General features: G+C 63.6%; 13 protein-coding genes. 3 read left to right on the top strand and 10 right to left on the bottom strand.

What is annotated here, in order from left to right:
* Positions 1-248 precede the first annotated feature (248 nt).
* Both V7787_RS07200 and V7787_RS07205 read right to left on the bottom strand, forming a co-directional pair.
* Positions 249-2675: a TonB-dependent receptor gene (locus tag V7787_RS07200; RefSeq protein WP_336086975.1), complete on the bottom strand. Its 2427-nt coding sequence runs from the start codon at positions 2673-2675 to the stop codon at positions 249-251.
* A gap of 227 nt (positions 2676-2902) precedes the next feature.
* Positions 2903-4027, bottom strand: a complete 1125-nt coding sequence (locus V7787_RS07205) for a sigma-70 family RNA polymerase sigma factor (RefSeq protein ID WP_064493517.1) — start codon at positions 4025-4027, stop codon at positions 2903-2905.
* A 131-nt stretch (positions 4028-4158) separates the two neighbouring features.
* Between V7787_RS07205 and V7787_RS07210 the strand changes: the two genes are divergently transcribed.
* A complete protein-coding gene (locus V7787_RS07210; protein ID WP_020192401.1) occupies positions 4159-4638 on the top strand; it encodes an LEA type 2 family protein in 480 nt (159 codons plus the stop codon).
* 20 nt (positions 4639-4658) lie between these two features.
* Here the strand turns inward: V7787_RS07210 and V7787_RS07215 are convergent, their stop codons facing one another.
* On the bottom strand, positions 4659-4922 hold the full coding sequence (locus V7787_RS07215; RefSeq protein WP_003248880.1) for a hypothetical protein: 264 nt from the start codon (positions 4920-4922) through the stop codon (positions 4659-4661).
* Between the two features lie 127 nt (positions 4923-5049).
* On the opposite strand from V7787_RS07215, the gene V7787_RS07220 reads away from it, so the two are divergent.
* A complete protein-coding gene (locus V7787_RS07220; RefSeq protein WP_029615540.1) occupies positions 5050-5370 on the top strand; it encodes a DUF883 family protein in 321 nt (106 codons plus the stop codon).
* Between the two features lie 22 nt (positions 5371-5392).
* On the opposite strand, the gene V7787_RS07225 is transcribed toward V7787_RS07220, so the two are convergent.
* A complete protein-coding gene (locus V7787_RS07225) occupies positions 5393-6010 on the bottom strand; it encodes a tRNA-(ms[2]io[6]A)-hydroxylase (protein WP_003248869.1) in 618 nt (205 codons plus the stop codon).
* 154 nt (positions 6011-6164) lie between these two features.
* On the opposite strand from V7787_RS07225, the gene V7787_RS07230 reads away from it, so the two are divergent.
* Complete coding sequence (locus V7787_RS07230) at positions 6165-7028, top strand: universal stress protein (RefSeq protein ID WP_064493516.1); 864 nt, start codon at positions 6165-6167, stop codon at positions 7026-7028.
* A 113-nt stretch (positions 7029-7141) separates the two neighbouring features.
* Here V7787_RS07230 and V7787_RS07235 read toward each other — a convergent pair whose 3' ends face one another.
* The 6 genes from V7787_RS07235 to V7787_RS07260 all read right to left on the bottom strand — a co-directional run bounded on the left by V7787_RS07235 (position 7142) and on the right by V7787_RS07260 (position 13852).
* Complete coding sequence (locus tag V7787_RS07235; RefSeq protein ID WP_010953171.1) at positions 7142-7345, bottom strand: formate dehydrogenase subunit delta; 204 nt, start codon at positions 7343-7345, stop codon at positions 7142-7144.
* Positions 7342-10224, bottom strand: a complete 2883-nt coding sequence (fdhF, locus tag V7787_RS07240) for a formate dehydrogenase subunit alpha (protein ID WP_020191292.1) — start codon at positions 10222-10224, stop codon at positions 7342-7344. The genes V7787_RS07235 and fdhF overlap by 4 nt, the downstream gene beginning before the upstream one ends.
* Positions 10221-11780 carry a formate dehydrogenase beta subunit gene (locus tag V7787_RS07245; protein ID WP_014591748.1) on the bottom strand — a complete coding sequence of 520 codons (1560 nt, stop codon included), beginning with the start codon at positions 11778-11780 and terminating at the stop codon, positions 10221-10223. Before V7787_RS07245 ends, fdhF begins: the two co-directional genes overlap by 4 nt.
* Positions 11774-12256 carry a formate dehydrogenase subunit gamma gene (locus tag V7787_RS07250; protein ID WP_010953168.1) on the bottom strand — a complete coding sequence of 161 codons (483 nt, stop codon included), beginning with the start codon at positions 12254-12256 and terminating at the stop codon, positions 11774-11776. Before V7787_RS07250 ends, V7787_RS07245 begins: the two co-directional genes overlap by 7 nt.
* Positions 12257-12658: 402 nt before the next feature.
* Complete coding sequence (locus V7787_RS07255) at positions 12659-13174, bottom strand: ProQ/FinO family protein (RefSeq protein ID WP_064493514.1); 516 nt, start codon at positions 13172-13174, stop codon at positions 12659-12661.
* Between the two features lie 123 nt (positions 13175-13297).
* Positions 13298-13852, bottom strand: a complete 555-nt coding sequence (locus V7787_RS07260) for a helix-turn-helix domain-containing protein (protein WP_064493513.1) — start codon at positions 13850-13852, stop codon at positions 13298-13300.
* Positions 13853-13912 lie beyond the last annotated feature (60 nt).

Consider the following 13912-nt stretch of genomic DNA (forward strand, 5'->3'; position numbering starts at 1 on the left):
AAGGGGCCGGCCCTGCTGGCCAATCTCCACCAGGCGTTCACCTTTGACGCCGCTACCGTATTCGCGGGTAAACCCGCTCCTACGCCGGATCGAGGGTGGACACGCATCGATGGTTGGGCGCAGGCACCGTCGTGTAGGAGCGGGTTTACCCGCGAAGAGGCCGGCCCTGCTGGCCAATCTCAACCCGCCGTTCACCCACCCGCCGTTCACCGTTGCCTCCGCGAACAGGCCCGTTCAGGCCACCACAATCAGTAAGCCATGCTCCAGCTCAGCGTATAGGTCCGCCCACGCCCCTGGTAGTCATACAGATACGCCGGCCCGTAGGTCGGCGAATAGAACAACGTCGCACGCTGTCCCCATACCGTGCTGTACTGCTTGTCCAGCAGGTTCTGGATACCGGCACTGAAGGTGCCGAAACCGGTGTCCTGGCTGCCCAGCAGGTCGAAGGTGGTGTAGCCGTCAATCTCGTGATCGGCATCGTCCTTCAGGCTGAAGGCATGGTTGGCCTGCAAGCGTGCACTGCGCCCATCGCCCTTCCAGCCGACAAACGCGGTGGCCTTGGACAACGAGGCATAACGGGCATCGCGCTTGATCCAGCCGCCGTCCTCGGCCTCTTCCTCGGAGCGTGTCATGTGCAATGTGCCGCCAGCTTCCCAGCCGGTCTGGAAGTGCCGGGTCAGTGCACCTTCAAAGCCGAAGTCGCGGCTTTTCTGCTCTTCCACGTCGATGGTCAGCGTTTGTGAATCGACGTTGATGATCTTGTCCGACCAGATGTAGTACAGCGCTGCCTGTGCATCCCAATCCAGGTCGGCATAGCGCCAGCCCAATTCCACCTGGCGGCTCTTGATACCGGCCAACGGGTTATCGGCCACGCTCAGGCCCGGCTTGCCGTAGTACTTGGCCGGGTCAGGCAGGTCGAAGCCTTCGCCATAGTTGCTCCACACCTGGTGGCCGTTCTTGAAGTCGTAGATGGCACCGACGTTGAACAGGTTGACCTGATAGTCGTTACTGCCACCTGGCACACCCTTGAAGTCGCTGACATCCACGTCCATCTGCTGCCGCCGGGCACCACCGGACAATGTCAGGTTGTCGGTGGCATGCCAGTCCAGCTGGGCATACACCGACACACCATCCACCCGGTAGCTGGGGTAGCGGTCGGCCTTGCTGTCTTTTTCCAGCTCCAGGCCACCCGACTCGGACGAGGTCTGGGCGTTGAAGGTGGTCTGCTCGGCGTTGAAGCGCTCGCGGTCCAGGTCAACGCCGTAGGTCAGCTTCAGCGTATCCCACTGTTTGGCAAACAGGCCCTTGAGGCTGGTGACTTCGAAGTTCTGCTGCGAGGCGGCAAAGTACACCCCGCGCGAGCCGGTGGGCGTGGCACGGTTGTAGTACGGGAACGGGTAGAAGTTGTCGTCTTCCTTGCGGTACGAAGCCTGCAGGTAGAAGTCCTGGCCCAGCACGTCGGTGTGGTGGTAATTGGCGTTGAGCAGCAAGCGCCGCGTACGCGGCTCCAGGTCCGATGAATAACCGCTGCGCAGCTCGGCGTCTTCCAGGTCGGATGGCGCGTTGTAGTTCAGGTTGGGGAAGTAGATACCCGTGCTGCCGTGGTTGCCCGAGTCGTAGTACTGGGCCAACAGGTCGAGGCTCTGCTGGTCGTTCAGTTGCAGGCCCAAGGTACCGAGTACGTCGATGGTGCGGTTGTACTGCAGGTCGGTCTGGGTGTTGTCGATGAAGATCTGGTCGCCAGCACCATCGTAGAAGGCTTCGTTCTGCTCACCGGAAATACCCAACCGGGCATTGACCCGCTCGTTACCACCGCTGACGGACTGGGCGAAGCGGGTGGCCAGGTCGTCGCTGTTGTTGAAACCGCTGCTGGCCCCCAACTGGGTTTCGAAGCGCGCCGGGCCAGGCTCGCCCTTCTTGGTCACGATGTTGATGATGCCGCCGGTGGCGCCACCGCCGTAGATGGCGCTGGCGCCAGACAGCACTTCGACGCGCTCGACGTTGAACGGCGAAATGCTGTCGAACTGGCGCGACAGGCCGCGGGAGCTGTTCTGGCTGACCCCGTCGATCATCACCAGCACGTTGCGCCCACGCATGTTCTGGCCGTAATTGGTGCGCCCTTCCGGCGCCAGGTCAAGGCCCGGCACCAGCTTGCCGATGGCTTCCTTCAGGCTGACGCCGCTGTCGATCTGCTCGCGCAATTGCTGCTGGTCCACTACCCAGACGGTCCCGGGGATTTCGCTGATGGCGGTGCTGGTGCGCGAGGCTACGCTGACTTCGATCGGCTTGAGGTTGACCGCCTGCGGCGCGGCCTCGGCCTTGCGCAGGGTGACGGTGCGAGCCTCGCTGAACTGCCAGCTCATGCCGCTGCCGGCCAGCAACTGCTGCAAGGCCTGCTCGACACTGTAGTTGCCCTGCAACGCCGGGCTGACCTGGCCGGCGACATCGCCTGTGGTGTACAGCAGGTGCAGGCCGGCCTGGTCGGCGAAGGTGGTCAGCGCCTGGTCCAGCGGTTGGGCTGGCAGGTCGAGCTGGACCTGGCGAGCTTGTATCTGGGTCTGTTCGGCAGTCGTCGCGGCCCCTGCGTGCATGGGTCCGAGCAACAGGGCCACGGCACTGCAAGACATCAAGGCATGGTGAAAAGAACCGCGACGGCGGTGCAAGGGCTTGAGCATCAGAGGCACGAATGAGCTTCCTGACAAGTCGTAAATGAGAATGGGTTGCTGATCAGTCTCACTACGACGATCTGGCTTGCAGGAACTTGCAGTGCCAAATGGAAAATATTTTTATTTATGTCCGGCCTCTTCGCGGGCAAGCCCGCTCCTACAACGACTGCGCCCGCCTGAAGATTGTGCGATCTGTGCAGGAACGGGCTTGCCGCTAAGAGGCCGGCACAGGCTGATCAATGCACCACGGCCAACCACGGCAGGTAAGTCACCTTCAGGCCATACCGCTGCTCCAACGTCCGCAACAGGGCCTCAGGTTCATCCAGGTCAAACACCCCGCTCACTTCCATCGCAGCCAGCTTGCTGTCGGACAACACAATGCGCCCATGCCGGTATCGCTCAAGCTCGGTCAGCACCTGCCCCAGCGGCTTGCCGTTAAAGATCAGCTTGCCACGCTGCCAGGCCATCTGCGTGCCGGCATCGGCCGCCACTGCCAGTTCATGTTCACCCACCTTGGCTTCACCGCGAGCCAACACGACGTGGCCATCGCGCTGCACGCTGAAGGTGGCAGCATTGCCCTGCACCCGCGCACCGGCCGTTTCGACCACAAACGGACGTGAATCATCGGCGGTCTCGAACAACGCCTCACCCGCATCGAGTACCACACGCCGCTCATGCTCGCTGAACGCCACGCTCAAGGCACTGGCGCTGTTCAGCGTCACCCGTGTGCCATCTGTCAGGGTAATGACCTGCCGCTCGCCCACGGCGGTGTGATAATCGGCCAGCAGCATCGGGGCTTGCTGCCAACCCGCCACGGCGGCGACCAGCAACACCACCGAAGCCGCCACACCCGCCTGTTTCAACCGGCCGCGGCAATGGCGCAGGGCCTGGCCGATATACTTTGCCACCATGCTCTCGGAAACCCCCAGGCGTTGAGCGACCTGCTTCTGGGTCAGGCCCTCGACACGGTTGAGCAACAGCGCCTGGCGGGCATTGTCGGGCAACTGCAACAGCGCCTGGTCAAGAATCTGCAAACGCTCGCGGGCCAGCAACGCCGCCTCAGGGGCGGGCGCCGGGCAGGCCACCTCACAGGCTCCGTCGCTGTCGTCGTGGCTGGCGGCGATGCGTTGCTCACGACGCAAGGCGTCAATCGCCAGGTTGCCGGCGACGCGGAAGATGAAACTGCGCGCGTGCAACACCGGCACCGCCTGCTCGTCGATGCTCACCAGCTTCAGGTAGGTTTCCTGCGCCACATCGGCCGCGCGCTGGCGGTCACTCATGCGCCGTGTCAGAAACTGCAGCAGGTCGTCGTAGTGCTCCTGGAAACTTGCCAGCAGGCCCGACATGGGTGAAGTCAGCATGATTGGGGAACAGCCAGTAAGAGAGGTTATCGAGCGTTAATGAGAAACAGTATCTTTCATATGAACCGATACTTTCAACGCCGACGCGCATTTGCCACACTGCCAGCTCCATTCCGGCAAGGTCACAGCCCATGACTGCCCGTCTTTACCGCTACACCCGCCTGTTCCTGGTCCTGCTGCTGGCCTGTGGCCTGGGGGCCTGTGCGCTGTTCCAGCCACGCGACCCGGTAAACATCAGCGTAATCGGCATCGAACCACTGCCCGGTCAGGAGCTGGAACTGCGCATGGCGGTGAAAATGCGGGTGCAAAACCCCAATGAGGCGCCGATCGATTACAACGGCATCGCCTTGAACCTGGAAGTGAACGGCCAGCCGCTGGCCGCTGGGGTCAGTGACCAGCAGGGGCATATTGGCCGCTACGACGAAGCGGTGATCGTGGTGCCGGTAAGCATCACGGCGTTTTCCTTCCTGCGCCAGGCCTATGGGCTGGGCAAGCTGGATTCGCTGCAGGGTCTACCCTACAAGCTGCGCGGCAAACTGGCCGGCGGGCCGCTGGGGACCGTGCGCTTTACCGATGAAGGCAAGCTGGACCTGCCCAAGGGCACCTACTGACAAGCGCCGGGCGGGTGTGCTCAGCGGTTGGCGCTGGCTGCGGCCATCAGCTTGTTGACTTCGCTGCGCACCATGCTGGCGTATTCAGGCGGCGTCATGCCGTCCAGTTCGGCGCGCACCCACTCGGCCCATTTGCCCTTGCGCCGTGGCTTTTCGGCAATCAGCCGGGCGGCTTCGCCCTTGGCTTTGCCCAGGTTGTTCTGCCACATCTCGAACAGCCGGGCCTTCTCTGCCTCGATCTGCGCCCGTTCCTCAAAGCTCATGTTGGCCAGATTGAAACTCATGAAGTTACCTGCAGGTTTGAAAATGGCCGCTATCTTACACCCAGGCAACCCATCATCGGAAAGCCGCCGCAACTTTCCCGACGTGGCGGCATCCATTGTTCATACCCCCATTGACGAGGACGAGTTCATGGCCCGGAAAAACGCCACGCTGGCTGACAGCGATCAGATCAAGGACCAGGTATTCAGCGAACTGCAATCGCTGATAGAAGAATCGGAAAAACTGTTGAACGACAGTGCCGCCCTGGTTGGCGAAGAAGCCGAGACCCTGCGCGCCCAGGTAATCCTGAAACTTCGTCAGGCTCGCCAGGCGGCCAGCAACGTGCGCAGCAAGGCGCAACCGGTGGTGGACGCCACCCAGGACTACATCGGCGGCCACCCCTGGCAGACCGTTGCCATTTCCGCCGGCCTCGGGCTGGCGGTAGGCCTGCTACTGGGCCGGCGCAATTAAGGCCTGCGCCGCCTGGTGCCCATCAGGCGGCCAAAGCCTGCGGGATGCCGCTGTGGAAGCGCAGCTCCTGGTCTGGTGACTGGATCAGCTCCATTTCCGCCGCGCGTACCAACTCGACGCGGCGAGCGATGTCCGCTTCATCACCATAGTTGTGCGCCAGTTTCAGGTAGCCCTGGTAGTGGCGCGCTTCGCTTTTCAGCAGCCCGTGGTAGAAGCGGCCCAGCTCTTCATCCAGATGCGGCACCAGCGCGGCAAAACGTTCGCAACTGCGCGCCTCGATGAACGCCCCCACCACCAGCGTATCCACCAGCTTGACCGGCTCGTGGGCGCGCACCAGCCGGCGCAACCCCGACGCATAACGCCCTGCAGACACCGGGCGCAACGGCACACCGCGGCGTTTCATGAGGCGTAACACCTGTTCGTGGTGCACCAGCTCCTCGCGGGCCAGGCGCGACATCATGTTGATCAGATCCAGGTGAGTGTTGTACTTGGCGATCAGGCTCAAGGCCGTGCTGGCGGCCTTGAACTCGCAGTTCTTGTGGTCGATCAGCAGGGTTTCCTGGTCGGCGAGCGCCGCTTCGATCCAGGCGTCTGGCGTCGGGCAGCCAAGAAAGGCGTCGATTTCGGGGATCAGGGACATAAGCGTGCAACCACACAGAACAGGCAGGGCCGGCGATTATACCGGCGGCGGCTGGCGACGCCAGTGACTATGCTTGATGTACATCAAGCGCTGGAGGGGAAAGCGCCGACTATAGTCAGGCACTGGTCGCCATCATCGAAGGGAGTTTACGCCCATGCAAGCCGTCCGCAGCATCCTCGTCGTCCTCGACCCCGCGCACGCCCACAGCCGGGCGCTTACACGGGCCAAGCTGATTGCCGGCATCACCGGCGCGCGCCTGCACTTGCTGATGTGCGACAAACGGCATGATCACAGTGCGCTGCTGAGCCTGCTGAGCAGCCAGTTGCATGATGACGGCTTCGACAATGTCACCCATGAAGAGGGCTGGCGCGACAACCTGCACGACACCATCATCCATGTACAGCAGGCCGAAGGCTGTGAACTGGTGATCAAGGACCACCGCCCGGACAACCCGCTGAAAAAGGCCCTGCTCACCCCCAGCGACTGGAAGCTGCTGCGCCAATGCCCGTGTGCGGTGCTGATGGTCAAGAGCGAGCGGCCATGGACCGGGGGCAAAATCCTGGCGGCGGTGGACGTGGGCAACCAGGACGAAGACCACCGCCGCCTGCATGCCAGCATCATCGACCACGGCTTCGAGATTGCCAAACTGGCCAAGGGAGAACTGCATGTCATCAGCGCCCACCCGTCGCCGATGCTGTCAGCGTCGGACCCGGCCTACCAGCTGAGCGATACGATCGAAAAACGCTACCGTGAAGCATGCAAGGCGTTCCAGGCCGAATACGGCATCAGCGATGAGTGCCTGCACGTGGCCGAAGGGCCAGCGGATGTGTTGATTCCACATACCGAAAAGAAGCTCAATGCAGTGGTGACCGTGATAGGCACGGTGTGCCGCACGGGGATTTCCGGGGCGTTGATTGGCAATACCTCGGAAGTGGTGCTGGATGCGCTGGAGGGCGATGTGCTGGTGCTCAAGAGCGAAGAAGCCATCGCCCACCTGGCGGAGCTGGCCCGCGGCTGAGTAGGCAATATGCAGGCCCCTTGTAGGAGCGGGTTCACCCGCGAATGCGTCATTGATTTCAACGCCACATTCGCAGGCAAACCCGCCCCAAGGTTCCGTTGCCGCCCGGGAGTCTAGACCAACGCCTCCCGCACCTTCGGGTCAAGCCCCTCCCCCGCATGGGCCTCGCTCCATTCCGCCAGCTGCCGGCGCATCGCCGGCGTCCAGAAGCTCTGCAAATGCTGCCGCACCCCTTGCACCGCCAGCGCCCGGTCGGGCTCGCTGTCGAAGTAATGGGCAATCTGGTTGGCCATCTTGACCAGGTTTTCGCTGCTCATCGGCGAACCTCGGCTTTCTCCGCAGTACGGCGCTCTTTCAGCAGCCGCTGCTGTTCATCACTGAAGTCCTGATAGCGCTTCTGCCATTGCGATGGCTGGAACACTTTCACCACTTCCACTGCCGTCACCTTGTACTCGGGGCAGTTGGTGGCCCAGTCGGAGTTGTCGGTGGTGATCACGTTGGCCCCCGACTCGGGGAAGTGGAAGGTGGTGTACACCACTCCCGGCGCCACCCGCGTACTGACCTTGGCACGCAGCACTGTCTGCCCGGCGCGGCTGCCGATGCCGACCCAGTCACCGTCTTGGATGCCACGGCTTTCAGCGTCGGTCGGGTGGATCTCCAGGCGGTCGGCGTCATGCCAGGCGACGTTGCCGGTACGCCGGGTCTGGGCGCCGACGTTGTACTGGCTGAGAATGCGCCCGGTGGTCAGCAGCAACGGGTAGCGGTTGTTGACCTTTTCGTCGGTGGGCACGTAGCCGGTGAGCATGAAGCGCCCCTTGCCACGCACGAACTGGTCGATGTGCATGGTCGGCGTGCCGTCTGGGGCAGCGTCGTTGCACGGCCACTGCAGGCTGCCGTGGCGGTCGAGTTCCGCGTAGCTGACACGACGGAAGGTCGGCGTCAGGCGGGCGATCTCGTCCATGATCTCGGAAGGATGGCGGTAGTTCATCGGGTAGCCCAGGGCGTTGGCCAGGGCCACGGTAGCTTCCCAGTCGGCCTTGCCGGCCAGCGGCTCCATGACCTTGCGCACCCGCGAAATTCGCCGCTCGGCGTTGGTGAAGGTGCCGTCCTTTTCCAGGAACGAACTGCCCGGCAGGAACACATGGGCGAACTTGGCAGTTTCGTTGAGGAAGATGTCCTGCACCACCACGCACTCCATGGCCAGCAAGGCCGCGGTGACGTGCTGGGTGTTGGGGTCGCTCTGGGCGATGTCCTCACCCTGGCAGTACAGCGCCTTGAAGCTGCCATCCAGCGCCGCCTCGAACATGTTGGGAATGCGCAGACCCGGGTCGGGCTGCAAGGTCACGCCCCACGCCTGTTCGAACTCGGCGCGCACGCCCTCGTTGGAGACATGCCGGTAGCCGGGCAGCTCGTGCGGGAACGAGCCCATGTCGCACGAGCCCTGCACGTTGTTCTGCCCGCGCAGCGGGTTCACCCCTACCCCTTCACGACCGATGTTGCCAGTGGCCATGGCCAGGTTGGCGATGCCCATCACTGCGGTACTGCCTTGGCTGTGCTCGGTCACACCCAGGCCGTAGTAGATGGCCGCGTTGCCGCCGGTGGCATACAGCCGGGCCGCAGCGCGGATCTGCTCAGCAGGCACGCCACAAACCGGGCCGAGCACCTCGGGGGCGTTGTCTGGCAGGCTGACGAAGTCGCGCCAACGGGCGAAGTCTTCGGTTTCGCAGCGGGCATCGATGAAGCTTTGGGCCAGCAGGCCCTCGGTAACGATCACGTGGGCCAGGGCGTTGAGCATGGCCACGTTGGTACCCGGGCGCAGTTGCAGGTGCAGGTCGGCGCGGGCGTGCGGCGAGTCGACCAGGTCGATGCGCCGTGGGTCGATCACGATCAGCCGCGCCCCTTGGCGCAGGCGGCGCTTGAGTTGCGAGCCGAACACCGGGTGCGCATCGGTGGGGTTGGCGCCGATCACCAGCACAACGTCGGCCTGCATCACCGAGTCGAAGCTTTGCGTGCCGGCCGACTCACCCAGGGTCTGCTTCAGGCCATAACCGGTGGGCGAATGGCATACCCGTGCGCAGGTGTCGACGTTGTTGTTACCGAAGGCCGTGCGCACCAGTTTCTGCACCAGATAGGCTTCTTCGTTGGTACAGCGGCTGGAGGTGATACCGCCGATGGAGTCGCGCCCGTATTTGAGCTGGATGCGGCGGAACTCGCTGGCGGCATAGGTCACGGCCTCGTCCCAGCTGACTTCCTGCCATGGGTCTTCCAGGCGCTTGCGGATCATCGGTTTGGTGATGCGGTCCGGGTGGGTGGCGTAGCCCCAGGCAAAGCGGCCCTTGACGCAGGCGTGGCCGTGGTTGGCGCCACCGTTCTTGTCCGGGACCATGCGCACCAGCTGGTCACCCTTGATTTCGGCGCGGAATGAGCAGCCAACGCCGCAGTAGGCGCAAGTGGTAATGACCGAACGCTCAGGCTGGCCAAGCTGCACCAGGCTCTTTTCCGTCAGGGTCGCGGTCGGACAGGCCTGCACGCAGGCGCCGCACGACACGCATTCGGACGCAAGGAAGTTTTCGCCACCCGCTGCCGCCACCCGCGATTCGAAACCACGCCCGGTAATGGTCAGGGCGAACGTACCCTGGATGTCCTCGCAGGCGCGCACACAGCGGCTGCAGACGATGCACTTGCTCGGCTCGTAGTCGAAATACGGGTTGGAAACGTCTTTTTTCTCGTCCAGGTGGTTGGCGCCGTCATAGCCGTAGCGCACCTCACGCAGGCCCACCTGGCCGGCGACGGTCTGCAGCTCGCAGTTACCGTTGGCCGAACAGGTCAGGCAGTCCAGCGGGTGGTCGGAAATGTACAGCTCCATCACGTTGCGGCGCAGGCCGGCCAGGCGCGGGGTTTCGGTGCGCACCACCATGCCTTCGCTGACTGGCGTGGTGCAGGATGCCGGGTAGCCGCGCATGCCTTCGATTTCCACCATGCACATGCGGCAGGAGCCGAAGGCTTCGAGGCTGTCAGTGGCGCACAGTTTGGGGATGCTGGTGCCCAGCATGGCGGCGGCGCGCATGACCGAGGTGCCAGCAGGCACGCTGATGGCGCGGCCGTCGATGCTCAGGCTGACCTGCACGTCGCTTTCGCGGGCCGGTGTGCCGAGGTCGCTGCTTTTATCAGAAGCGGGGTCGAAGAAATTGATCACTGTGCGGCCTCCGTGGTGGTCAGCCCAAAGTCGGCGGGGAAGTACTTGAGGGCGCTGGCCACCGGATAGGCAGTCATACCGCCCATGGCGCACAGCGAACCGTACTGCAGGGTGTCGCACAGGTCGCGCAGCAACAGCGCCTGGTCATGGCGCTCGGTGATGTCGCTGCTGGCGATCAGCCGGTCGACCACTTCCATGCCCCGGGTGGAACCGATACGGCACGGGGTGCACTTGCCGCAGGACTCCTCGGCACAGAACTGCAGGGCGAAACGCGCCATACTGGCCATGTTCAACGTATCGTCGGCCACCACCACACCGCCGTGGCCGAGCATCGCGCCCACGGCAGCAAACGCTTCATAGTCCAATGGGGTGTCGAAATGGCTGGGAGGTACCCAGGCCCCGAGCGGGCCACCGACCTGCGCGGCCTTCAGCGGGCGGCCACTGGCCGTACCACCGCCATAGCCTTCCACCAGCTCGCGCAGGGTCAGGCCGAACGCGCGCTCGACCAGGCCACCCTGGCGAATGTTGCCGGCCAGCTGGAACGGCATGGTGCCCAGCGAGCGGCCCATGCCGAAATCGCGATAGAACGCTGCACCCTTGGCCAGAATGATGGGCACCGAAGCCAGGGTAAGCACGTTGTGCACCAGCGTCGGCAGGCCGAACAGCCCTTGCAGCGCAGGCAGCGGTGGCTTGGCGCGGACGATGCCACGCTTGCCTTCGATGGATTCGAGCAGTGCGGTTTCTTCGCCGCAAATATAGGCGCCGGCGCCCACCCGCACCTCCAGGTCGAACGCCTGGCCGCTGCCGGCTACGTCAGCACCCAGGTAGCCTGCGTCACGCGCGATGGCGAAGGCCTGGTCGAGTACCCGGATGGCATCGGGATACTCCGAGCGCACATAGATATAGCCCTTGTCGGCACCCACGGCGAGGCCGGCAATGATCATGCCCTCGATCAGCAGGAAGGGGTCGCCTTCCATCAGCATGCGATCAGCGAACGTGCCCGAGTCACCCTCGTCGGCGTTGCACACCACGTACTTCTGCCCGGCGCCAGCATCACGCACGGTGCGCCACTTGATGCCGGCCGGGAACGCCGCACCACCACGGCCACGCAGGCCGGAGTCGAGGACTGCGGCAACCACTTCGGCACCGTCCAGCGCCACAGCGGCCTCCAGGCCTGCGAAACCGCCGTTGGCACGATAGTCGTCCAGCGACAATGGGCGGGTGATGCCAGCGCGAGCGAACAGCAAGCGTTGCTGGGTCTTGAGATAGGGTATTTCTTCGACCGGCCCCAATGCCAGCGAGTGGCCACCGGGTTCCCCCGCCAGGGCATCAAGCAGTGACGGCACATCCTGTGGCGTAATCGGGCCGAAACCCAGGCGCCCTTGCGCACTGTCGCACTCGATCAGCGGCTCCAGCCAGTAAAGCCCGCGCGAGCTGGTGCGCTGGATGTCCAGCGGCAACTGGCGGCGCTCGGCCTCGCGCAGCAGGGCCTCGGCAACCTGGTCGGCACCCACGGCACGGGCTACCGAATCACAGGGAATATACAGCTTCAGCATGCTGAGTCCTCCCGGCAACCGTTGACCAAGTCCCGCAGGCGCTCAGGGGTGAGTCGCGCGTGCACCTGGCCGTCCAGCTCCAGCGCTGGCGAACAGGCACAGGCACCCAGGCAGTAAACAGGGCGCAGGCTGATGGACCCGTCGGCGCTGGTGCCGTGGTCGTCCAGTGCCAACTGTTCACGCAATTGCGCGGCCAGGGCTTCGGCGCCACGGCTCTGGCACGACTCGGCACGGCACAGGCGCAGGGTGTGGCGCGCGGGCGGCGCGGTGCGGAAGTCGTGATAAAAGCTGATTACCCCACGTACTTCAGCCAGGCTGAGGTTCAGGGCATGGGCGATTTCGGGGACCGAGGCATCGGGGATGTAACCTATCTCGTGCTGGACGGCATGCAGGATCGGCAACAGGGCACCGGGGGTGTCCTTGTCGCGGGCCAGAATGCGCTGGATTACAGGCAGGTGGAGCAATTCATCAGGCATACAGCGGACCTCGGCATCACGGACCCTGCCTGATTGTTTTTAAAGGGCAGGTTTCCGGCGTGTTCTGCTGCGGCGCACCGTCCACGTCACAGTTGCATGGTACGGGTGGCCTCCTCGCCCACGGCCGCACGTCTGCGCGCACTGACCCTTGGGCATCCTGCTAGCATGGCACTTGTAGCGCCGAGGGGTTGTATGCGAGCGACCAGGCGCATTCTGAAACCGACGCACGTGATTACGCCCCGGCATCATCTGCCACGGCTTGCCGATCAGGTGGGTCTTGAAACCATCGTTGCATGCACCAGGCCCTCGAAACCGAACCTGGTCCATTGCCGGGCCTGCCAGACGGCAGCCCCGGCAATGGGATGCCATCCAGCATGGCTACGGGGCAGAACGCGACTGAGTTCAGTCGGTAGACTGCACCGTTGCGGTGTCGGCGGCGGGGGCCGGAGCCTGGGCCTGGGCCTTTGACTTCGCACGATTGCGTCGGTCCTGGCTGCGTTGCCGCGCAGCTTGCTGCTTGGCATGCAGCGCCTGAGCGGCGGTCACAGTACCTGCGGCCTGACCATTCAGGTCAAGGCGCGGTGCATTCTCCACCATGCTCGCCCAGTATCGAGCGCCCCGGCACCACGTGGAAATGCCCAGCTTGAGCTGTTCGCGGGTCAACCCAAGCAGCTCCAGGTGTTGCTCGGCATCCTTGAAAATGCCCTCCTTGAGCGGCACCTTGGGGGCCGGGTTGACCGGGAAAGCCAAGGGAAAATGCTTCTGCAGTGGCCAGATCGCTGCCACCGCCGGGTCCATCTCACGCGGCTTCGCCTGCGGGGGCGACTTGCGCTTGGGCGGTTTCGCGCTATCGGCCTTTACCTGCCCTTTTTCCGCCCGCAGGCGGTCTCGTAGCTCAGCTAGTTGTTCAAAACCCATTGTTCATTCACTGCTTCGAAGTTGATTGCGTGGTGCAAGGATACCCCATGCAGCCTGCACATTGCTTGCAGGCCAACTTTCCCGGCTAGCCGAAGCACAACGCGCATGCCCGTGCGACGGCCCTCAGCTGAACACCCAAAGCACACGTGTGGGCTTGTCGGTCAGGTTGGCGTAACGGAAACGGGCGTGGGGTTGCAACTGAAAACTGTCATTGGCGTGCAGCGTGACCGGCTCAGCATCGCCCAACCACACCGTCAGTTCGCCTTCGAGCACGAAGCAACCCTGCTCCGAGCTGTCGTCCAGGTACTCCTCGCCACTGCTGGCTCCCGGCTGCAAATGGCTGTCGAGCATGGAAAACGCGCCCGTTATCGAGGGCGATGCCAGCACATCGGTGATACCACCCGCCAGGTGCAGCGTGCGACGCTCGTGCGGGCGGGTCACCCAGTCGAGCTCACGGGGTTTTTCCAGCTTGTAGAAGTAGGCTGTGGATACACCGAGCTCTTCACTGATGGCTGTGAGATCGGCCACGGTCGGGCGTGATACGCCGCGTTCGACCTGGGACAGAAAGCCCACCGAACGGCCGATGCGCTGTGCCAGCTCACCCAGAGTCAGGCCCTTGAACTTGCGCAGGTCGCGAATCAGTACTGCCAGGCCTTCGATTTCTTCGTGCACTTTCATGGTTGAATCGCGACTTTCAGACGGGAAATGGATGCCCAGAAAAGTACAGGATTCATTTCA

It is taken from the genome of Pseudomonas sp. CGJS7 (genome assembly GCF_036961695.1).